The sequence below is a fragment of the Bacillus sp. NSP9.1 genome (genome assembly GCF_000465465.2).
Classification (GTDB): Bacteria; Bacillota; Bacilli; order Bacillales; family Bacillaceae; genus Bacillus; species Bacillus sonorensis_A.
Window position 1 is genome coordinate 4,254,258 of the sequence record NZ_CP048273.1, and the last position, 22,339, is coordinate 4,276,596.

At 47.1% G+C, this 22,339-nt stretch carries 21 protein-coding genes; 7 read left to right on the plus strand and 14 right to left on the minus strand.

Annotated elements, in window-relative coordinates; translation table 11 throughout:
• Window positions 1-3 precede the first annotated feature (3 nt).
• The 8 genes from M654_RS21900 to M654_RS21935 form a co-directional block, all read right to left on the minus strand.
• Window positions 4-813, minus strand: a complete 810-nt coding sequence (locus tag M654_RS21900) for an HAD family hydrolase (RefSeq protein ID WP_026585808.1) — start codon at window positions 811-813, stop codon at window positions 4-6.
• A complete protein-coding gene (locus M654_RS21905; protein WP_026585807.1) occupies window positions 810-1,919 on the minus strand; it encodes a cysteine protease StiP family protein in 1,110 nt (369 codons plus the stop codon). Before M654_RS21905 ends, M654_RS21900 begins: the two co-directional genes overlap by 4 nt.
• The gene (locus M654_RS21910; RefSeq protein WP_035427883.1) at window positions 1,909-3,231 is read right to left on the minus strand and encodes a phosphoribosyltransferase family protein; all 1,323 of its coding nucleotides are present in this window, start codon (window positions 3,229-3,231) and stop codon (window positions 1,909-1,911) included. Before M654_RS21910 ends, M654_RS21905 begins: the two co-directional genes overlap by 11 nt.
• The gene (locus tag M654_RS21915; RefSeq protein ID WP_026585806.1) at window positions 3,221-4,414 is read right to left on the minus strand and encodes an HpcH/HpaI aldolase/citrate lyase family protein; all 1,194 of its coding nucleotides are present in this window, start codon (window positions 4,412-4,414) and stop codon (window positions 3,221-3,223) included. Before M654_RS21915 ends, M654_RS21910 begins: the two co-directional genes overlap by 11 nt.
• A gap of 85 nt (window positions 4,415-4,499) precedes the next feature.
• On the minus strand, window positions 4,500-5,273 hold the full coding sequence (locus tag M654_RS21920; protein ID WP_026585805.1) for a TerC family protein: 774 nt from the start codon (window positions 5,271-5,273) through the stop codon (window positions 4,500-4,502).
• Between the two features lie 70 nt (window positions 5,274-5,343).
• Entirely contained in the window at window positions 5,344-5,922 is a 579-nt protein-coding gene (locus M654_RS21925) for a TerD family protein (RefSeq protein ID WP_026585804.1), read from the minus strand.
• Window positions 5,923-5,979: 57 nt separating this feature from the next.
• Entirely contained in the window at window positions 5,980-6,561 is a 582-nt protein-coding gene (locus M654_RS21930; protein ID WP_026585803.1) for a TerD family protein, read from the minus strand.
• Between the two features lie 27 nt (window positions 6,562-6,588).
• Entirely contained in the window at window positions 6,589-7,191 is a 603-nt protein-coding gene (locus M654_RS21935; RefSeq protein ID WP_026585802.1) for a TerD family protein, read from the minus strand.
• Between the two features lie 299 nt (window positions 7,192-7,490).
• Between M654_RS21935 and M654_RS21940 the strand changes: the two genes are divergently transcribed.
• On the plus strand, window positions 7,491-8,057 hold the full coding sequence (locus M654_RS21940) for a PadR family transcriptional regulator (RefSeq protein WP_026585801.1): 567 nt from the start codon (window positions 7,491-7,493) through the stop codon (window positions 8,055-8,057).
• Complete coding sequence (locus M654_RS21945; RefSeq protein WP_026585800.1) at window positions 8,050-8,520, plus strand: DUF4188 domain-containing protein; 471 nt, start codon at window positions 8,050-8,052, stop codon at window positions 8,518-8,520. Before M654_RS21940 ends, M654_RS21945 begins: the two co-directional genes overlap by 8 nt.
• Window positions 8,521-8,557: 37 nt before the next feature.
• Here the strand turns inward: M654_RS21945 and M654_RS21950 are convergent, their stop codons facing one another.
• Both M654_RS21950 and M654_RS21955 read right to left on the minus strand, forming a co-directional pair.
• Entirely contained in the window at window positions 8,558-10,447 is a 1,890-nt protein-coding gene (locus M654_RS21950) for a DUF2207 domain-containing protein (protein ID WP_026585799.1), read from the minus strand.
• Between the two features lie 134 nt (window positions 10,448-10,581).
• Window positions 10,582-11,169 (minus strand): TetR/AcrR family transcriptional regulator, encoded by a 588-nt coding sequence (locus M654_RS21955; RefSeq protein WP_026585798.1) that lies wholly within the window; start codon window positions 11,167-11,169, stop codon window positions 10,582-10,584.
• 151 nt (window positions 11,170-11,320) lie between these two features.
• Between M654_RS21955 and M654_RS21960 the strand changes: the two genes are divergently transcribed.
• Entirely contained in the window at window positions 11,321-12,208 is an 888-nt protein-coding gene (locus M654_RS21960) for an ABC transporter ATP-binding protein (protein WP_026585797.1), read from the plus strand.
• Window positions 12,205-13,017: an ABC transporter permease subunit gene (locus M654_RS21965; protein ID WP_026585796.1), complete on the plus strand. Its 813-nt coding sequence runs from the start codon at window positions 12,205-12,207 to the stop codon at window positions 13,015-13,017. The genes M654_RS21960 and M654_RS21965 overlap by 4 nt, the downstream gene beginning before the upstream one ends.
• Before the next feature lie 256 nt (window positions 13,018-13,273).
• Here the strand turns inward: M654_RS21965 and M654_RS21970 are convergent, their stop codons facing one another.
• A complete protein-coding gene (locus M654_RS21970; RefSeq protein WP_026585795.1) occupies window positions 13,274-14,602 on the minus strand; it encodes a C40 family peptidase in 1,329 nt (442 codons plus the stop codon).
• 320 nt (window positions 14,603-14,922) lie between these two features.
• Between M654_RS21970 and M654_RS21975 the strand changes: the two genes are divergently transcribed.
• On the plus strand, window positions 14,923-15,915 hold the full coding sequence (locus M654_RS21975) for an LLM class flavin-dependent oxidoreductase (protein ID WP_026585794.1): 993 nt from the start codon (window positions 14,923-14,925) through the stop codon (window positions 15,913-15,915).
• Window positions 15,916-15,984: 69 nt separating this feature from the next.
• On the opposite strand, the gene M654_RS21980 is transcribed toward M654_RS21975, so the two are convergent.
• Complete coding sequence (locus M654_RS21980; protein ID WP_026585793.1) at window positions 15,985-16,413, minus strand: cell wall hydrolase; 429 nt, start codon at window positions 16,411-16,413, stop codon at window positions 15,985-15,987.
• Between the two features lie 159 nt (window positions 16,414-16,572).
• On the opposite strand from M654_RS21980, the gene M654_RS21985 reads away from it, so the two are divergent.
• Entirely contained in the window at window positions 16,573-17,415 is an 843-nt protein-coding gene (locus M654_RS21985; protein ID WP_026585792.1) for a sulfurtransferase, read from the plus strand.
• A gap of 67 nt (window positions 17,416-17,482) precedes the next feature.
• On the opposite strand, the gene M654_RS21990 is transcribed toward M654_RS21985, so the two are convergent.
• The gene (locus tag M654_RS21990; protein WP_035427838.1) at window positions 17,483-18,847 is read right to left on the minus strand and encodes a YcdB/YcdC domain-containing protein; all 1,365 of its coding nucleotides are present in this window, start codon (window positions 18,845-18,847) and stop codon (window positions 17,483-17,485) included.
• Between the two features lie 369 nt (window positions 18,848-19,216).
• Between M654_RS21990 and M654_RS21995 the strand changes: the two genes are divergently transcribed.
• Window positions 19,217-20,170 (plus strand): trypsin-like serine peptidase, encoded by a 954-nt coding sequence (locus M654_RS21995; protein WP_051290328.1) that lies wholly within the window; start codon window positions 19,217-19,219, stop codon window positions 20,168-20,170.
• 49 nt (window positions 20,171-20,219) lie between these two features.
• Here the strand turns inward: M654_RS21995 and M654_RS22000 are convergent, their stop codons facing one another.
• Entirely contained in the window at window positions 20,220-22,304 is a 2,085-nt protein-coding gene (locus M654_RS22000; protein WP_026585789.1) for a glycosyl hydrolase family 18 protein, read from the minus strand.
• Window positions 22,305-22,339: the final 35 nt, after the last annotated feature.

Sequence of the window (22,339 nt, forward strand, 5' to 3'; positions counted from 1 at the left end):
ATCCTAAAATATGTTTTCTTTGGCCGAAGGACTGGAGAGGTTCACAATATGCTCCGTTATTTCATCCGCTGCTTTCATGCCCGGACGCATTGTCCTGTTGAGATCGGGATCATGATGGAGCACTTCTCCGTGGGCGGGTGAAACACCGTAGTCCGCTTGTGCGATCAAATCAAAATCCAGCAGCGAATCTCCCGCCGCATACACTTTTTCAAGCTTGAGCTCGCGCTTCAAATAGTCAACCGCACTCCATTTATTGAGCGGCTCCGGAATAAAATAAAGCTTTCTTCCCTGCGATGATACCTGCCACCCTTTATCCGCCGCCCATGCTTTGGCGGCGGAAGCGTTGATTTTGCACACATTTTCCTCAGCAAAGATCAAATATACAAAATAGTGGTGCGCTGTTCTGACTCTTTCTGCTGCATGAGAAACCGGGAGCTTTGCGATTTCCTCCAGCATATCACTGATCGGCATGCAGGATTGAAGCTTTTTTTCTATGTACCCGGACCATTCCCTGATCGGCATGCCGTTTTTTAAAATGCAGCCGCCATTGGTTGTAATCGCGTATTCAGGAACGATCGTCTCCTGAAATAAAGTGATTCTCTTGTATTGCTCAGTCGTTCTGGTCGTGACCGGAATAAACAGCATGTTTTCACAGATCTTGCGAAGATTCTCCTTCGTCTTCTCCGAAATATAGGAAATTTCTTTTCCTTCAAGGGTTTCGATGAGCTGATAGTCAGTTTCTGCCCCATATGCTTCAATCATCTTTTTCGAATAAATCAATGTTCTGTCCAAATCACTCGCGAAAGCTTTCATATGTCCCTCCTGACCGGACGGATCAATCCGCAGCAGCTGTAGGACATATCCTTGTATTCTTCCACCGGAACGCCCCTGTCTTCGGCCAGAAGCAAGATGTGTTTCAGCCGTTTCTGTGATCCGGGCTTGATCAAGATTTTCCAAGGCACTCTGCGCAGCAGCACTCTCGTCGTCTCACCGACACCCGGCTTGATCAAATGCGTGTTGTCAATGCCAAACGCTTTTTGTATGGTTGCGATGGATGCCAGCCCGCGCCAATCCGGCTTTTCGCTATGATTCATCAGCAGTGCCGCCGTTTCCGCGGCTGTTTTGAATAAGGCGGGAAATTCGGCGGCGATGGTATCGACATAGAGGTTTGACACGTCTTCCTCCAATAGCTCTTCATAAAATTTCGCTCCGTGAAAATCGTCTTTTCCAATCCACTTTTGATTGAAAACGGTTCGGCTGACAAGACCGGATACAGTGGAATTCAAGCAGGCGCTTGGAATGAGAAAATCTTCCCTCGTTCCGTATAGAGACGAACAATACCCCGGGTCTGCCAAAACCGCCAGTTCAGAAGGAAGCGCTGTTCCGTACGCTTTGTTAAAATCGCTAACAGCCCGCGTCAATTCTTTTGTAATCGCGCCTTTCCCAGTCCAGCCGTCAATAAACGCGACAGAAGCGCCGGGATGATGTTCGAGAATGTAATGAAGCGCATTTTCGTCGATTCCCCTGTCACGGATGATTGAGACGCTGTAATGAGGAAGCGCTGCATCGTATTTCACTTCGATATACCGTTTAATCAAGACACCGATCGGCGTCCCGGCCCGTGCCAAGCTGCACAGTACTGTATGCAGTCCCCGTTTTTGAACGATTTGTTCAGCGACAATCGCGACGGCTTCGGCCACCTTTTGCTTGCTGTCTTCAAGCGAAGCATAAAAGAGCTTCATATATTCATCCGTCGGTTTATATTCAACAGGCAGCATTTCTGAATAATGTGTGCCGCTTTGAATCAAGTTTTCCCGTTCACGGGTGCTTTTTTCGATCGAAAGGCCTGAAAGATCCTTTAACAAAAATGTCACATCAGATGCGGGATAACTCCCCATTGTCAGAACTCTATTGGTCATGAAGATCACTTCCTTTAGAAAAAGCCACAATGGTGACATTCTCTATTTTTCTATCACTGAAAACCTCTAGGAGCGGCTGCAGCGACGTTTTCGTGACAGGCTTTTCAACAAAAATAAACACTTCATCATAGCCCCGTTTTGGAAGGTTGTAGACATAATGTCTGATGTCCTCATCCTCCGGGCTTGGAAAGCAAAAGCCGTTTTTTACGGCATATTGATCTCTGTCAGATGGATGGATCGGGCTTCTCGTCGTTGATTGATAGGAAACACCTTCACCCATGAAAGCTGCGATTTTCATAGGAAGATACATAAACTCTCCCGTTCCTAAACAAAGCGCACGCTTCCCTTTTCGAAGAGCTTGAAGGCGGCTGCCCGCTTTTCGGCAGGCCTCCTCGACCGCTTGTTGATCATGATCGGAGATGCCAAACCGGCCGGTCTCTTTCACAAATGAAGCCCTGCCTGTTTTTTCTGCCGCAAAGGGGAGCGCTGTGAACTCTTCGCCAACATCGATGTGCCGGATGGAGAGGTCTCCGCCATCGCTATGCGGATGATAATCATAGTGTGACCGATCAAGCGTTTCGCCTTTAAATACAACAGATCCTGACAGCAATGAGGTTGTCGTTATGGTGACGCCGAGCGCTGCTTCCGCTTTGCGGAACGCTTCTTTATGCTCGCTAGACCGCCAGTCTAATAGTGAAAGAACGGCATATTCCCTGCGCGGATGCTTTTTCTGAATATCCCTGATGATGTTCAGCGCCGTTTTGCCGGTGGTGATTTCGTCATCCACTAAAATCACGGGTCTGTCGCTTTCGAACACGGGCCCGTCTGTATAGCAGCGCTGATCAACGGCGTGTGAATGCTCTTCTTCAAACACAAGGGCGGATTCGATATCCTTTAATGCCTCCCTTGTCGTATGAATAAACGACGCGCCTTCTAAACAGTCGAACACACCATGTCCAAGCGCTGTCGCCGTTTCGGCAAACCCGATGACAAGCGGAGGTGCAGCAGGCTTGATGCGCTGCTTTTTTAGAAGATCGTAAGCCATTTTCACAAGCTCATGATCCTCTTCCAACAGCCCTGATACGAGTGCGGCTTTCCCATCAATCAGCGAACCGGAAGTCCGCTCGGCGTGTTCCATCGCTAAAAGCCCTGATGCAATGAGCGGCTTTAATGGATGGACCGGTATGTGTTTGCCGAGGATTTTGCTGACAAACAAAAACCCCCGTTTTTTATTGACCCTCGCCGCCATTTCAAATAATGCCCGCGGGGGAATGGAGAGCGGATTGTCAGTAATCGTCAACTCAACTTCCATATGATTCAATATTTGAAAGCTGCTTTTCTGCGGTAAGTATGTCCATGTAGCTGCGGTTTTCATGATACACCCCATATATCTCTGACTTTAACAGTATTTTTCTCGCCCATGTTAAGTGCGGCTTGATTTCATTCATTTTGTTGGAAAAAGAGCTTTTCACAATACCGCGTGTGCCGTCCGCACTTTCGAGAATGCTGACGGCGTCCAAGTACTCTTCAATTGAAATGACATGCATGCTCTGCACCGGTTTGAGATGTGTCGGGTGAATCACAGTTTTGCCATGGATGCCGTTGGCGAGATCAAGGCGTGTTTCATTGATCAGCCCGTCCATATACGGATTGAGCAAGTGCAGATCTCCGCCCGCTGCTGTCTTCCAATACGAAGTCCGTCCCGAAAGAGATGCGGCGGTATGTGAACGATCTTCAAAATACTCCCATACAGGACCGGAGATCACAAACTGCAATCCAAAATAATTGATCATGTCTTTGATAAAATCGGCGATGACCATAATGTCATAAATCGAGGTCTGCGGCTTTCTCCTTAATCCGTAAAGACCGCACAGATCGGTGGCGCCGATCCGTATGTTCAAAATGACGTCCTGATAAAAAACAAGCGTCTCTTTTAATTCGTGCAAAGCTTTGATCCTTGTTTCCATTACAAGCAAATCAGGCGTCTCAAAGATCGGCATCCCGTATAAGGCAATGCCCGACTCTTTTGATAATGTAGACAGTGTATCGAGATAGTGTTCAGCATTAAATGTGGAGAACTTAGGGAATACAAACCCGGTAAACAAGTGAAGCGCACGTCCGAGCTTATTGCCCAATTCAAGCATTTGTTCAGGTTCGCGGACGCGGATGAACATCAACGGCAGGACCTCGCTCGTGATGGTCCCGAGTTTTTGCGCCTGATAAATGATATCAGCCTGACTGACAAGATTGTTTTCCGCCTGAAGAACTTCGCAGTCGCCGATCGAATCTTCAAGGCAAAACACAACGGAACAAAGTTCGGGATATTTTTGCTTTGTGATCATATCGGCAATATCTTTACGGTTTCCCGGAACATAGAGCGTTGCTCCGAGCGCATGCTCAAGTATGTGTTTCGGAGAGTCTTTCGTCACCGACCCCGGCTGTTTGAAAAAGATATCTTCTTTTTGAGAGGGGGATAAAAAATGAAAGTATTGCACATGGGTCACCTTCTTTTGAATAGGAACGATATCTCCTATTGATTAAAAGGGGCGGAGCAGATGCACTCCCCCCCTTTCCTGAGTTTTATTCTTCTTTTGAAGCGGCCGTTTGCTCTTTGACGGCTTTTTGTTTGTTCATATAGTGAATGACAAATGTAGCCGCAAAGGCAACAATCAGAATGATGAAGAACACGCTGTGCGGCATTTCAATGTGCCATACACTGGCCGCCATTTTCAATGCGATGATTCCGATTAAAACAAATGCGGTTGCTTCCAATTCAGGCACTTTATCAATCAGCGTGAGGAAGAATTTCGCGACAGTACGCATCATCAAGATCCCGAGCATTCCGCCGATCAAAAGCACCCAGACTTTTTCAGACACCGCAAATGCGGCAAGAATGCTGTCAACTGAAAACGCCAGGTCCATGAGTTCAACTGAGATGACTGTAGCCCAGAAAACGCCGAACACGCGAACCATCCAGCCGTCTTTTTTAATGGCGCCGGATTCGTCATCACCTTCGCCGATAAAGAAATGCTTGATCACGAGCCACGCCAAATAGGCGGCACCGATCAGCTTAATCCACCAGAATTTGATCAGGATCATACCGAGCCCGATAAAGAGGAACCTGAAGAAATATGCTCCGATCAATCCATAAGTCAACGCTTTTTTGCGCTGTTTTTCCGGAAGGTGTTTGACCATAACGGCGAGAACAAGGGCGTTGTCCGCTGATAAAAGTCCTTCCAGCACGACGAGAGAGCCGATCAGCCCCCAGGAAACAGGGTCGGTCAGCACCTCGACCCACATGCCCCAATCAAAGAATGAAGCATAAACTGATATAACATGATGAAATAAATCCACTATTGGTTACCTCCTAATTTTAAAAAGAGAAGACTGAACCGCGAGAACACAGGCGGTTCAGTCGGCAAAACTAAACTTGTAAGCCGTAATTGCGGCAAAGGGATGCCAATCCCCCGGAAAAACCGCTGCCGATGGCGTTAAATTTCCAATCTGATCCGTTGCGGTACAGCTCACAAACCACTACCGCTGTCTCAATCGAAAAATCCTCGCCTAAATCAAAACGAAGCAGCTCTTCATTTGTAGAGTCGTCGACGAGCCGGACGAATGCGTTTGATACTTGTCCAAAGTTTTGACGGCGGCTTTCCGCGTCATGAATCGTGACCGTGATCCCGATTTTCTCGACGTGTGCGGGAATTTTGGAAAATTCGACAAGGATCTGCTCATCATCGCCTTCCCCTTCGCCTGTCCGGTTGTCACCCGTATGGATGACAGCGCCGCTCGGATGCTCGAGATTGTTGTAAAAAACAAAATCGTGGTCATTCACACATTTGTCATTCCCGTCGACAAGAAATGCCGAAGCATCCAAGTCAAAGTCCGCTCCGCCTGTGTATTTGTTTGTATCCCAGCCTAAGCCGATCAATGCCTTTGTTAAGCCCGGATTCGTCTTCGTTAAATCGATTCTCTGTCCTTTAGATAACTGAATAGCCATGTATGGAACCTCCTTCGCGAATTATCAGGCTACTTGGAAACCGGTGCGGTCTGTCAGCTAGCCGATCTGCAGGCCGAAATCAGTGGCGATCCGCGCCAATCCGCCCTGATAGCCTGAACCGATCGCTGAAAATTTCCACTCTCCGGCATGGCGGTAAAGTTCACCGGTGATCAGCGCCGTTTCGATCGAGAAATCCTCGGCAAGATCATAACGGATCAACTCTTCGTTGGAGTCTTCATTGATCACGCGGACATAAGCGTTAGACACCTGACCGAAATTTTGGCGGCGGGCTTCAGCATCATGAATGGTAATGACAAAAGAGATTTTTTGAATATTGTCAGGCACAGCGTTCAAGTCGATTGATACCTGTTCATCATCGCCTTCCCCTTGACCTGTCCGATTGTCGCCTGTATGTACAACAGACCCGTTTCCGCCTTGTGTTTGATTATAGAAAATAAAATCTTTCTCTGAAGCGCACTTGCCTTCGGCATCCAGCAGGAACACGCTGGCATCAAGGTCAAAATCGAATCCTCCGTCATATTTGTTGACGTCCCAGCCCAAACCGACAACTACCTTTGAGAGCCCCGGATTTGTTTTCGTTAAATCAACCTTCTGACCTTTCGCTAATGAAATTGCCATCTAAATCGCTCCTTTTGCTCATTTATTTTAGGCGTAGCGTTTGACGATGTCCGTAATGCTTGTATCGTTTGTACCTTCTCCGACAGCCGTGAACTTCCATTCGTTTCCGTGCCGGTATATCTCTCCCGTAATCAGGCTTGTCCGGCCCGAATAGTCCTCCTTCAGATTGTACTTTACCATCTCTTGGCGATTGTTCATATCAACCACGCGGATGAAGGCATTTTCAATCATTCCGAAATGCTGGCTGCGTTTGACGCAATCGTATATATTGACGACAAACACCAGCTTGTCAATGTTTGCGGGAACCTTTTGAAGGTCTACGATAATCTGCTCATCATCGCCGCTGCCTTCCCCTGTCAAATTGTCACCTGTATGCTCAACACTGCCGCATCTGCTTTTTAAATTTCCGAAGTAAATGACATTCTTCTTTTCTGTCATTCTGTTATTCTCCAGCATCAGCACAGAAGCATCACAATCAATATTCGGGGCGCCTCCTCCAAACAGTTTACCAAAAAATCCGCCGCTGCCAGAAGATACAGGGTCCCAGCCGAGGCCGACCATAATTTTCGAAAGCCCCGCATTTCCTTTTGTTAAATCGATTCGCTGACCTTTCTCTAAAGAAATAGCCAAATGATTCACTCCCTCATTATTTTAACTTTCGGATCATATTCTGCTGCATGAGATCAAGAGTTTTAAAGACCTTATTATCACGCCAGCGTGATTCATGTCTGCATAAATACAAGACTAATGAATCATTATTTAACTTGCTTAACTATATATACGGACTGATCCGCCTAAAGGTTTCGTATCATTTCATATTTTTTTATAATCTTCCTGAGAAAAATGCTCCGCTGTGTTGCAATGATCATCACACCTTTGCTATTATGTATCTAACAGATATATATCAAAAAGATATATGGAGGCAGCCCATGACGAAAAGAAATCAGACGACCTACGCTTTGCTCGGATTGATTACTGCCGGATACCGAACCGGATATGAAATGAAGCAAATGATCGACCAAAGCCTGAACCACTTTTGGAAAATCAGCTACGGCCAAATCTACCCCGCCCTCAAGCATTTAGCGGAAACCGGATGGGTGACCGCTGCGCCTGCCGTGCAGGATAAGAAACCGGATAGAAAGGAGTACCGCATAACCGCAGAAGGACAAAAAGCGCTGCAAAGCTGGCTTGAAGAACCGATCAAAGAAATCGCTGCGGAAAAAAACGAGTTTCTGCTGAAGATTTTTTTCTCCAGACAGCAGGAGCGCCCGGCGACTGCTGAGAAAGTCAGGGAATATCAGCGCAAGCTTCAAGAACGGTACGTGATGTATGAAACGATCGAACAATCCATTCTGTCATGCGGTGATCACTCGACAGATGCTGAATATTGGCTGTTCACACTTGATTTCGGTAAGCGCAGCACAATGGCCGGGATCGAGTGGTGTGAAGCGACAATCGGACGCTTAGTAAACGGAGAGGATGAGAAAGATGGGTAAAACGATCATCACCAAGCCTTTTACGGCACATCCTGAGGACGAAGTGGTCGTGTTTGTGATCGGGATGAGAATCAACAAATGGCATGCGGTTCACCAATGGTGGCCGGTTTTCACCGCCATGCCGCTTATGATTCGCGAGCTTTACCAAAACAAAGATCTCGGCTTTCTTTCTATGGAATCGGCCATCAATTTCCGGACGATCCTGCTGGTTCAATACTGGCGCTCTTTCGAAGCTTTGACCGCCTATGCGAAAGGCGGAAAACATATGGCTGCCTGGCGCCGCTTTTATCAAAAAACAGCGGCATCAGGCGCTGTCGGCATTTATCATGAAACATATACGGTTCCGAAGGGCCGTTATGAAACCTTCTATCACAATATGCCGGCATTCGGCCTTGCGAAAGCATACGGCCATCAACCCGTCACCCACCGTACAAAAACAGCGGAACAGCGGCTGCGGGGATAAGCCGCGCTGAAAAAGGCTATCTGGATTCAGATAGCCTTCAAAAAGCCCCCGGCCCACTTCCCCCGTCCGATCCTGAACCGCCTGCATGATGGGCTGCCGTATGACCATGAACAGCCAAGGTCTGCTGCCAGCTCAAGAACGGGTAATGAAAATCGCCGCAGGCGGCCATGCCAAGGATTGGGAAGGCTTGGTCAAGTCCGTTTTTTGATCCTTTGACAAACGCCATTGACTCATCCTCGATTTCAAGGACAATGGCATATACGAAGATTTTTTCATTTTCAGACAGGCTTCTCTCTGAAAGGCCTGCTCCTTGTCTCAGCTGGTTTCTCCATGAGAGAACCGACCTTCTGTAGATGAAGGCAGACCTGCTTTCCTTGATGGACGGAATGAGCGCAATCAATACGATGGAAAGCGCGAGGCTTATACCGTAAAACAGAATGGTCGAAATGCTGTCCGTAAAGAGAGATGCGATAAACAGCCCGAGAAAAAACATGATCGAATACAGTTTATACTTGGCCAAAACGATGCCTGCCGATAAGGCAAAGCCGAAAATCATACATACGATCATAAAACCGGCCTGAGGCACAACATCCGCAGCCATGATATAAAGCAGGAACCCCGTTTGGAAGAAGAGCAGTGTAAGCGACAGCATGCGCAGCCAGCGGTTCTCTTGAAATAACTCTTTATATACGGCGTCCTGCCTGATGTTCTCCGTCCATTTTTGAACAACATTCTGAAGAATGATTCGTTTCCGCTCGTATTTCTCCAACCCTTCCTTTTCCTCAATTTCCTCTTCAGTCGGTCCGCTGAGCGAGTCCAGCCTGAACAGGTAAACTCCGTTTTCCTTTTGCTCAAAAAGCTTTTCAATGAACAGCCGGTCCGGTTTTGTCAGCGACATGAGATCATCGGAGAATTCGAATTGATATGTCTCATCAGGCGCTTTGCGGTCGCGGAGAAATCGTTCTTCCGCCCTCACCTTTTTCATTGTGACAAGCCCGCGCTGATAAAGCGACAGCAGCCCCGCCAGCAAATCGCGCTCTGTGAGGCTGCCTTTTCTGTACAAATAGGCAACCAGAACAGGATCAAAGGCTTCCAGCTTTTCAAGCGGGAGCAGTTTTTGCCGCCTTTTCTTCACCAATGAAAGAATCAGGACCGCGACAATCATCAAACCGATGATGCCGGAAAAAACCGATGCCGTCCTGTCGGCGTTTTCCAGCCGTCCCCCCCGCTTGGCATAGCGCTCCGCCTCGTTTTTTTCCTCCGCTAACAAATCGTCCACCGTTTGGTAGGAAGGATGGCGAACCGCCTTAGGCAGGGCGTTTTGCGGGAAATAGATTCTCAGCTCGGAGCTTGTCCCCGCCGGGATCATCCCGCTGTGATATATAACGGTATGGTAGCTGATCCCTGTTATTTCACCATCTCCTTTTTCACGGAGAAACGCATGGATATCCGCCGGCTGAACCGAATCAGGAAGCCTGACCCGAATGTTTACATGATGCATCACTGTATTCGTTTTTTGGAAAAAAGAATGGCGCAAAACAGAGGTGTCCTCAAATTTCTTCGCAGCATCTTCGACAGCATAGTGAAACAGCACTTTCTTTGCTTCATCTTTTACCGCGGTATGAGCAAAGTAGGTTCCATCTTCCTGCGTTGTTTTTAACGGACGGGCTTCGCCGGTTTTTGCAAGCAGGTACGCTTTAAAGCCTTTTATCCGCCCTGTTTCATCCTTGCTGAACGACCTTGACGCCCCGTTGAAGGAACCCTTGAAGCGGTATGTGTAAACCTCCTCCACATCCAAGTCGCCGTTTTCTTTGACATTGGCTTGAATATCGACACGATCAATTGAAAAAGATTGATCGGCTATAGAAGAAAACCCCGCGAGAAGAAAAAAAGCAAAAAGCATGAAAAAGAAAAAGGAGTGCTTCATCATTGGTAAATCCTTTCTTTTTTTGTATCCGTCTTATATACGGAAAGCTTCAGGAAATTGTTTCATCTATTCACATAAATGACAGATATGTCACGTTTGTGAAAATAAAGGAAACCCCTTTTTCATGCCCTTGGCTAAGGCCTTCCGCAAAGCCCGTAGAAAAAAATGTGCTGCATCTCTTCAGCAAACTGCCTGTTCTTTTCATATTCTTCACCCAATGTTTTGGAATGTTCAATGATCATGTTCATAAAAACGAGAAAGCCCTGTGCGGTTACTTTCGGAGAGACCTCGCCCGAGCGGTGGCCGTCTTCAATCATTTGCAGCATCAGCGGAATAATTTTTTCGTCATATTGTTTTTTCACGTAATTCATCATTTCGTTTTCCTCGATCATCAGTTCCTTAACCATTGTCAACGCAAACTTCTGATTGGTCGCTTCCTTTTTTTGCGAAATGATCAATTCGATTTTTTTCTTTACCGGTATATCTTTTTTCATATATTCTTCAAACTCGGCGATCGCTTGGTCAATGTAATCCTTAAAGACTTCATTCAACAGCGCTTCTTTGCTGCCAAAATAATTATAGATTGTGACTTGGGACACGTTTGCCTCTTTTGCAATATCGGTAATGCGGATTCGCTTTACGTCCCGCGTATTCAGCAATTTCAGCGTTGTTTTCTTGATCTTTTCTTTGATCAGCAACGCTCTTTTTTCAAATCCGTTCATACAACCATCCTTATCAATATTTCTTAATGAAATTATAACATAAAAATATTTCATCAAATTCCATTGACAAAAAAGTTCTTATGAACGTAAAATAAATTATGAAATTTTTTATTATAAATATTTCATATTTTTCATTACCGGAGGTGTCACGATGCTGACAGTACAAGGGCTGACAAAACAATTTTCAAATGGAAAAGGCATATTTGATGTCTCATTTTCCATAAACAAAGGAGAAGTTTTTGGATTTTTAGGTCCGAACGGGGCCGGAAAATCGACTACTATCCGCCACATTATGGGGTTTATGAGACCTGATCGAGGCGACATCAAAGTGAACGAGATGGACATGATGAAAAATCAAGGCGAGGTTCAGCGGCACATAGGCTACCTTCCCGGGGAAATCGCCTTTATCGAGGGAATGACAGGAAAAACGTTTCTCGATTTCATGGCAGATATGCAGGGGGTTAAAGATGAGGCTAAGCGCAATGAGCTGATCGAACGGCTGCAATTCGACGTTCACACATCGATTAGAAAGATGTCAAAAGGCATGAAACAGAAGGTCGGGATTGTCGCCGCCTTCATGCACAGCCCGGAAGTGATCATCCTTGATGAGCCTACATCAGGCCTTGATCCGCTGATGCAAAAAGTATTTATTGATATCGTGCTCGAAGAAAAAGCCAAAGGGACGACTTTTTTAATGTCCTCTCACAGCTTTCCGGAAATCGAAAAAACATGTGACAGAGCCGCCATTATAAAAGACGGCGTCATCATTGCCATTAAAGATATTCACGAACTGCAGTCCATGCAGCGGAAGGTGTTTGAAGTCACATTTGAAAACCCTGCCGATATCCCGGCATTTATGGACTCAGGCCTGCACATTGAGTCACGGCAGGACAATCGCGTCAAAGTCGCCGTTTTGGGAAACCACGACCAATTTATTAAGGAAACGGCCAAATACCAAATTCGGCACATTGATGTATCATCACAAAGCTTGGAAGAAGTGTTTATGAACTACTATGACAGAAAGGGGACAGTGCAATGAATCTTTCCCTGTATAAACAAATGTTAAAAACCAATCTGAAAGGGATCATGAGCTATGCGGCGGGCTCCGCGTTCTACATTCTTTTCATATTGGGAATCTACCCGAGCATCGCAGAGAACGCGAAGGATATTGAAAAATTGATCACTTCGATGCCTGAAGGCTTTCTGAACGCGTTCGGATTTGAAAACGGGCTCGGGAGTCTTGAGGATTTTATGTCCGGAGAATATTACGGCCTTATTTTTATCGTGATTCTTTCGATCTTTTCTGTCATGCTGTCGACAAAGCTTGTAGCGAGGTTGGTTGATCAAGGCTCTATGGCGTATATTTTGTCAACGCCGACGACAAGGGGAAAGGTCGCCTTCACACAGGCCGTTGTCCTCATGACAGGGTTGCTTGTCATCATGGCCGTGACAACAGCAGCCGGGCTGGCGGGGTATCATTTTATGCTTGGCGATGACTATGATTTTAATGTATCCAGATTTCTGCTTTTGAACCTGCTCGGGTTTCTGCTGTTTTTTGCGATAAGCGGCATTTCCTTTTTCATATCCGCCATGTCGAATGATGAGAAAAAAGCGCTCGGCTTCTCCGGCGGCATTACATTCCTGTTCTTCAGCCTCGATTTGATCGGCAAATTAAGCGAAGAAACGGAATGGCTAAGAAACGTGTCGATCTTCTCTTTGTTCAGGCCGAGCGATATTGTAAACGGCAGTGCCGATATCGCGGCCGCGTCCATTATTCTTTCAGCGGTCGGTTTGGCTGCCTTTCTGCTCGGCATCCTCTCCTTTAAAAAGCGTGATTTGCCGCTGTAATGAAAAAAGCACCATTCCTTTCGGAATGGTGCTCTCAGCGTGTCGACAAACCCTCGCATTCGTTGTCAGGCCTGCGCGTCGGTGCTCACGAATTGCAACATTCGCTGTGCTCCGATGCTCGGCCTTCCTAGACTGCAAAGGTTTTCAATCACGCTGAAAGAAGGATGACAAAATCCTAAAACATAAAACCGTTTTAGGATTTTGTCAACAATTTGAAAGCACCATTCCTTTCGGAATGGTGCTTTTTCGCATGATTTTATTCAACGACCCGTCTGACAACTCCGCTGAAATGTGCACTCCAATACGGGTTGCTCATTGAATCGATCGATACGCCGCGTGAGCTGTTATCGTTTAAGAATGTTCCGTTGCCCAGATAAATTCCCACGTGGCCGTTTGTTTTGTATGTGTCAAAGAAGACCAAGTCTCCGCGTTTCATATCAGATGCGCTGACAGCGCGGCCTTTGCCGACAAGCGTGCTTGTTGTCGCTCCGAAGCCCAATTCTACGCCCGCTGATGCATAAGCCCAGCGTACGAAAGATGAACAGTCAAAACGACGGTTGTTGATATCGGCTTGCGAGCGTCCGCCTCCCCATTTGTACGGAGATCTGCCGACGATGCTTGATCCGGTGCTGATTGCCGTTTCAATCGCGCCTGAATTGCTGCTTACAGCAGAGCCTGAAGAATAGTTTCTTGATGAACTGCTGCTTTTGCTGCTTGATGAACCGCTGTTGGAAGATCCGCTTGATTTGCCGACAGAAGCTGAATCAGACTTTGCTGATGCTGACTCCTCTTTGGCTTTTTCGGCCGCAGCGGCAGCAGCTTTCTCTTCTTTAATTTTTTGTTCAAGAGCGGCTTCTTCTTTTGTTAGTGAGCCTGATTCTTTTTTCAGGTCGTTCAGCTCAGATTCCGCTTTCGACTGCTTCGCGTTCAGCTGTTCAGAAAGGCTCGCCTGATCTTTCAGCTGCTTGTCCAAGTCAGCTTTGAGAGTTTTCAGGTCAGCCAGCGTTTTTTGGATTTCATCCAGCTTTTTATTTAAGTCAGACATTGCTTTTTCAAGCTTGTTTTTATCTTTCTCCTGCTCGTTCAGCAGATCTTTGTCCGCATCGACAATCGTTGAAACGGCTGTCGCGCGTGTGATGAAGTCCCCAAAGCTCTGCGCGCCGAGAAGAACGTCGATGTAGTTTTGCGAACCGCCGTTTTCCTGAAGGCTGCGCACGCGTTTTTTAATCACTTTTGAACGCTCTTCAATCCGTTTTTCCGTTTCTTTGATTTCTTTTTTCAGAGAATCCACTTCTTTTTTTGTTTTTTTGTTTTCCTCTTGCTTCTTTTCGATTTTGTTGCTGGTTTCAAGCGCTTTTTTATCGAGATCTTTTATTTTGTCTTCAAGTTTTTTCTGCTCTTCCTGAAGCTTTGCAATCTCTTTTCTTTTGCTTTCGATGCTTGAATCAACTTCCGAACGCTTTTTCTGAATTTCCTGCTTCTGCTGAGATGTTTCCGCAGATGCCGTGTTGTTCATAAAGGGGGTAAATAGACCAGCTGCTCCAAGAACCGACGCTAAACCAACAGCATAAACTTTTTTCTTCACTTTCTACTCCTCTTTCCTTTATGTATTCTTTTTGTTTCATTATGTAAATTCGCAAAATATTAATATGTTAAAAATGAACATTCAAGACTTACGACCTATGAATTATATATCCGAAACTGATGTACAGACGTTATTATAACATCTATTTTCGACAATAGGTGCCAAGTTATATTACATTTATATTTCGTTTTTGTTTCAGCGCTGTCATGTTTTGACTGATTCTGTTTAAATCCGCCCGAATCGGTTCATTTGACCCTGGCAGCCATTTTTCATATGCTTGATTTACACTTATTAGGAAACGGAAAGGATGGCGGGACACGATGATACAACTCAGCATACTCGACCAGGTTCCTGTATCCAAAGGATCAGATGCCTACACCGCATTAAAGCAGACGGCTGAACTGGCCAAGTTAGCCGATGAATGGGGCTACAAAAGATACTGGTTTGCCGAGCACCACAGTACACGCGGGCTTGCAAGCACTGCGCCGGAAATTTTGATCGCCCATATTGCGGCAAAAACCGCAAATATCCGCGTCGGTTCCGGCGGTGTGCTGCTTCCGCAGTACAGTCCTTTTAAAGTGGCCGAAAGCTTTCGGCAGCTTGAAGCGCTTTACCCCGGACGAATCGACCTCGGACTCGGCCGCTCGCCAGGCGGCACCGCCAAAACCCGGCTCGCCCTGACGGATGGAGTCAATAAGAGTTTGCGGGATTTTCCGAGACAGCTTCAAGATTTGCTTTACTATTTGACGGACGCCATCCCTTCCGGACATGACTATGCCGGCATTAAAGCCGCTCCGCTGACAGCTGCGCCGCCCGCCCCCTGGCTTTTAGGTCTTGGAGAAAACAGCGCCAAACAGGCGGCGGACATGGGAATCGGATATGTATTCGGCCACTTCATTCACCCTGAAAGAGGGCGAAATGCTTTCAAAACGTATAATGAAAGCTATCGGCCTTCGGCTTTTTTTGATCGGCCTCATGCTATGGCCGCCGTATTCGTCATCTGTGCAGCCACCGATGAACAAGCGGAAGAACTCTGCCTGAGCCAGGACCTTTGGCTTCTTCGGGTTGAAAAAGGTCTCGACAGCCGCGTGCCAAGCATTGAGGAAGCGAAATCGGCGGCATACAGCACCGCCGATAAAAAGAAGATCCTCAAAAACCGCGAACGGATGGTCATCGGCTCGCCCCAGACAGTGAAAACAAAGCTTGATGAGCTCTCGGAACACTATCAAACAGAGGAGATCATGGTATTGACAAATGTATACCGGTTTGAAGATAAAAAGCGGTCTTTCGAAATGCTTGCCGAGCTTTTTTGAGAATGCCCGCTTAAAAACAAAGATCCCTTTTGAGACGGTGCTGCTCCATCTGAAAAGGGACCTGTCATGTTAAAACGTATTATAGACATTTTGACACTCTTCGGCTGTCGGTTCATAAAAACAGTGTGCTTTGAAGCGCCCGACATGGGGCTGATCATACCACTGCGCCGGGCATGCACCCGCCGGTCTGAAATACCACAGGCTGAACTTTGCCGGCCAGAACCTTTCTCCGTTGATCGCTCTCCGCGCCAAACGCTTTTCGCTTTCCCTCGCCCTTTGGTAAAAATAGCCGTGTGTCACAGCCTCAAAGGCATGCGGCTGATGAATCATCTGCGGAATGGTGCGCAGCCCCACAAAGTCGGAACAATTTGCCCTGATCCGGTTGATTCCGACATTTCCGACAAGCAGCATCCCCTGTACACCTTCACCTTCAGCTTCCGCCCGCAAAAGCCTTGCCAAAAGGGCGACGTCTTTAGATGTAGCCTTAACCACTCCCATTTGTTTCACCCCCAATGTGTCATCACCTCTATCATATTCTGTTTTATTTGCGTGATGACCACCAAAATCACCTTCAGGTTTGTCTTTGACATATTTGCCGAAATCAGGCTATTCTTCTATTATCAGAATTGTTTTCATAAAGAAGCGGAGGGGTGCAAATTGGCAGCAGTCAAAAGTCCGGAATGGGTGTGGAAACGGTTGAAGGAAAAACCGGGCCAAACGGTCATTGTCGATGTCAGGTTTCATCTGACAAACCCGGAAGAAGGGCGGAAAGCGTATAGACAAGGACATCTGCCCGGAGCCGTTTATGTTGATTTGAAAAAGGATTTATCCGCCAAAGTTGAAAAACACGGAGGAAGACACCCTCTTCCGCCTCACGAGAAAATCGCAAAAACACTTGGTGAAATCGGCATTGACCGCTATACAGCCGTTATCGCCTATGATGACAGCGGCGGCATGTTTGCGGCGCGTTTTTGGTGGCAGCTCCGCTATCTCGGCCATACAAGCGTTTATGTATTGGATGGCGGCTTCTCCCATTGGGTCAAAGCCGGATACGACATCACAACCGAGATTCCGCGGCCCGTCCCCCGGGAATTTTCGCCGGAACTTGCAAAAGAAGAACTGCTAGATGCCGGACAGGTCAAAGACCGGATCGGCCGAAAAGATACGATCCTGATCGATGCCCGTGAGCGGGCCAGATACACTGGAGAAACCGAACCGCTTGATCATCAGGCAGGTCATATTCCCGGCGCTAAAAACTATTTTTGGAAAGGCAATTTGACGGAAGACGGCAGCTGGAAAAGCCAAGAACAGTTAAGACAGCATTACGCCTCTTTAGACCGCAACAGTGAAATCGTCGTCTATTGCGGATCGGGAGTATCTGCCTGCCCAAATGTCCTTGGTTTAAAGGAAGCCGGATTTCAAGATGTAAAGCTCTATGCCGGCAGCTGGAGCGATTGGATCAGTTATAAGGAGAACCCGGTGGTGGCCGGGGAGGAATAACGGCAGAAAGACTGCGGCTTTGAAGCGGGCTTTTTATTGAGCGGCGGGAGGCCCGCCGCCATTTTTTTCAAACCATGTTCCGCTTGTAGGCTTTCCCGTCATGGGCATCGATAAACACGGGATATACCGGGCGGTAGACGAGAGTGTAGTGATCATCTTCTTCCCACTCGAGCTCCACATCAAAAACCGAAGCAAAAATGTCTTTTGCCTCTTCGCGTGTAATAGCGGGTGACGGATTCAGATCTTTCAATGTTTCCGGTTCGATTTCAGGGGCGAAAAACCCGACGACCAGGCCGTTGATGCGATTGATGATGATATTGGCAAACCCCAGCCTGAGCGGCACTCCTTCATATGTGAGGTCAAACTGAAAAGCAGCGGTTTTCTGCTCCTCCTCGTCTTTTTCCAAGGGATGCATCCGGAAATACTGCCGGGCATCCGGGTATAGCAAATAGAGAAACTGCAAGGCCCGTTTGCGGCAGGCTTCTTCCGTCCAAACAGGAGACCCTTCCGCTTCGATAAAAGAGAAAAGCCCTTTTAGCTTTCCCGTCTTTTTATCTTTCTTGATTTTCAAGGTATTATGATTCCGGATTTTAAAATAGCTTTCGATGCCAAAGTCTTCCTGATCAGGATCGCTCCCTTCGCGCCAAACGGTTCCGATTGAATCGCCTAAATCCGCTTCGCGGATCTTTCGAAAAGAAGGACTGAAACCGATCAACTCGTGCAAATCAACGTCCCGGTCTGCTTCAGACAATACAGGAAGCGGCAGGGTTTCCTCCTCTTCTTCATCATCAACGGGTGTAGTTTTCTCACATATCGCCGACGAATCGGCTGGATAACTGATAAACGGCAGTCTCGTTTCATAAATGAGGTGCGGCTGGTCATCTCCGCTTTCATACAGTTCACGGCGAATATGTTCCACCGTCAGTTCAAAATCGACTTGATCAAGATACTCGGAGATCACCTGCTGTCGATCGGCCAGCTGTTTTGGAATGGAAACCGAATCCGCACCGCCGTGGTAGCGAAACCTCAACACCTCTCCATCTTTCGCGATGTCCACGAAAAAGCCCGTCTGCGGCAGAGGCAGATCAAGAGCCATCTGTGCGTATGTATATCGAACGGCTTGTTCTGTTACCTTCTTTTCTTGAAAAACAAAACTGGCAACGGCGCTCGGATAATGGCGCTCGACAAATTGAAGGGCGATTTGCTGTAATTCGCCTTCCGGAAGCTCGTTCTCTGCAACTGGAGCATATTCTTTCGTAAGACTGATGAAGCGCCCCTCGCAATCCAGTTCCACAGCGATGTCGTTGTCCGGATGCTCAGGGTCTTGCCAAACAAAAAAAGCTCGTTCTCTATCGAGATCTTCGATGATGAGCTGATAGTTTTCGGGAATTGCACCGATATGACGCGCTTTTTGTTTTAGTTTTGGGGCCAAATGGGTCACTTCCTCTCTTTTTCGATATAAGATATGCACCTGAATCAAAAAGCACCAGACTCTTACAGAAAAATCCTATGAACCATAGTAAAACTAGGATGAAGCAGGAAACGCCATAGGTATCAACCGTTTCAACTTTCCCGCCCTCCTTGCATATGTTTCTTAAATAACTAATTAAACCATAAAATTATTAATTTACCATAAAATATCATATCATATAAAATCTAAAAATGGCAGCGAATTTACTGTCGCCTTTCTATCATTCATTCTCTATATCCTTAGCATGATCTTTTTTGATTATATGGAAAATTCAGAATTATTTTGTTAATATCTAACTTGTTAATACAACAAAATAAGGAAGTGATAGAGTTGGTTATGAAAAAAAGCGTGAAGCGAACGTTGATCACCGGTCTTATGGGTATTTCTCTTTATTCTATGGGGATGCACTCCGCTCAAGCTGCACCATCACCGCATACCCCTGTTTCAAACGATCCTTCTTACCAGCCTGAGTCAAAGGTTGTCTACGATCCGAACATTAAAAGCGACAAAAATGGAACATATTCCAAAGCGTTTCAAGGAACAGGGAAAGGAAGCGGGTCAGCCCAGCACGAAAAAGCGAAATCATCGCCTGCCAAAGCCCCTTACAATCTTAAATCTGTCATCGGTACAGATAATCGGACAAGAGTCTCCAATACAACGGCATACCCTTACAGGGCCATCGTTCATATTTCAAGCAGCATCGGCTCCTGCACCGGCTGGCTGATCGGCCCGAAAACGGTTGCAACGGCGGGGCACTGCGTCTATGACACAGCTAGCGGTTCATTTGCGGGGACGGCCACTGTATCGCCGGGGCGCAATGGCTCAAGCTACCCTTACGGATCGGTGAAATCGACGCGTTATTTCATTCCGTCAGGCTGGAGAAGCGGAAACACCAATTATGACTACGCGGCCATCGAACTGAGCGAACCGATCGGCAACACCGTCGGCTATTTCGGATACTCCTACACCACTTCCTCCCTCACAGGGACAAATGTGACGATCAGCGGCTATCCCGGGGACAAGCCGTCAGGCACCCAATGGCAGCATTCAGGGCCGATCACAGTCTCAGAAACTTATAAACTGCAATATTCGATCGACACATACGGCGGACAAAGCGGTTCACCTGTATTTGAACAAAGCAGTTCAAGAACAAACTGCAGCGGTCCTTGCTCACTGGCTGTTCATACGAATGGGGTGTACGGAGGCTCTTCATACAATCGGGGGACACGCATCACAAAAGAAGTATTTGATAATTTGACCAACTGGAAAAACAGCGCGCAATAAATTGCAGATAAAGACAGCCCGCTTCCTCTTGGACGAGCTGTCTTCGATTTTATGAACGCCTCTTGAGGCTGTACTTTTTTCCTTCTATCGTGATGGTGAAGTTCGCAGGGCCGCTGATCGGCAAGTAATAAACAAGCTGAAATTCCTCTGATTCACCCGGTTTAATCGCCTTCCAATTTGACAGCGTCACCCGAACGCGGTGGAAATCTCCCGTCAGCCCTCCAATGTTCGGTCCTGTATGCCCTGCAGAAATCACTTCAACCCGATCACCGCTCCAGCTTCCGAACCGGGGCGAAGTGGACGTCGGCACAGCAAATTCGATGACAGACCCTCCTGTAATCGTCACATCACTGTTGTTTGTCAACCTCATGTTCGGATGGATCGGATAGTTTTGATCTCCTAACGGAAAATCGGAAAACTCTATATTGATATCAAGTGATTCTGAAGGCAAAGGCGACTTGCTGAATCGATGATCGTATGGCGTCGCGTCCACAAATTTACGGTATAAAGTTCTCGTTAACGCGCTGCCGATATAGTATTCTCCCCTGTTGTCATTTCTGTCGGGATACCAGTCATAATCACCGCTCAAATCCCAAAGCATCACACCGCCGATTCCTTTTGCAACGACATAGTCCGCCTTTTTTTCTATTGATTCCTCATCTTCCGCAGAAAGAAACACCTTCTTTTCTTCATTCCATAGCCAGGGCGCCGCCAGCGTTTTATCATATTGTCTCGTGTAGGCGCCTGTTAAATCAGCTTCGCTCAGTCCGTACCTCTCCAAATATGATCCGGCAATGCCATTTTCAAGATTTTTGGCATGCCACATCGGATTCGCCCCTGCTCCGATTTCTTTTCCTTCTTCGTCTTGATCATGCCAAATATTATCGATGCCGACCGCACCATCACCGCATGTTGTCAAACCTTGAGGACAGTCAGTGCTTCTGGCGCTCCCCCACAGACCGTTTGATCCGCCGGATACGTTTTTCCAGCCTCTTGTATAATAAGGAACACCGATATTGATTCGGCCCGACGCCATCGCCCCCCTAAAGTAATGGTACGCCCAGTCCGCATTTAAATACCCGATCCCGCCGTATTCCGGCGTGCTATAGATGTTGGACCGCTTTAATTCGGCATCCTCGCCGCTATCGTACAATGGCGCGTTCGGCCCGACAAACTCGTTCCAGGCTCCATGGAGATCGTAGGACATGATGTTTACATAATCGACATACCGAAGCGGCTGAAATGTTTCCATGCCCCGCAGCAAATAGGCTGATGACGGTGCCGCCATGGTCAGCATGTAGTACTTTTGATCTTCGGCAGACGCTTGATCAAGCTTTTGCCTTAATGTTTTCATCAAGACGTCAAAGCTTTTGTTTAACCCCTTTCGTCTCGGGTTGGATATGTTCCAATCCAACGGATTCCCGGCATCTTTCATCGTCGTGGGATATTCGTAGTCAATATCAATGCCATCCAATTCATATGTTCTGAGAAAATCAACGACAGATTCGGCAAAGGTGTTGATTCCGTTTTCGTTTACAGACCCGTCACTATTCGTTGTCATCGAGTAAAAACCGCCGCTTGGAATCCGCTCTCCATCCTTGCCAAAATAACCGCCGGTTTCGGCCCAGCCGCCAACAGCCGCCAGCACTTTGACATCCGGGTATTTCTCCTTAAACTGGTGAAGCAGATTAAAATGACCTTTGTACGGCAGGGATTGATCCATCTTCACATCCGGATATTCCGGCCAGTCCATGCCAATGGACGGGTTGTTTTCATCATTTCCGCTGCCGATTGAAATGCGATGATCCTCTCTGATATGAGCAAATGCGTAATTGATGTGGCTTAAATATTGCCAAGGTATATCGTTGACTAAATAACGGTCTTGATTACCCTTTCCCGTACGCCAGCTTGTGAAATAGCCGATGATTCTGCGGTCTAAATCATTGGCCAGCTTTTCGCGTCCCTCTTGATCATAGACGTCGCAATAAGGAACATTTTCAACGCCGGAGTCCCAGAGCCCTTCAGGACGGCATGCCTGCTTTTTACTTCGGGTGTCTGCGGAAATGGTCTGAGCCGGGATCAAAAACGAGAGAAACAGCATCCCTAATAATAGAAATAAAGCGGCTCTTTTCACTTCATTCACACTCCTTTCTTATAAAGAGAGACGGG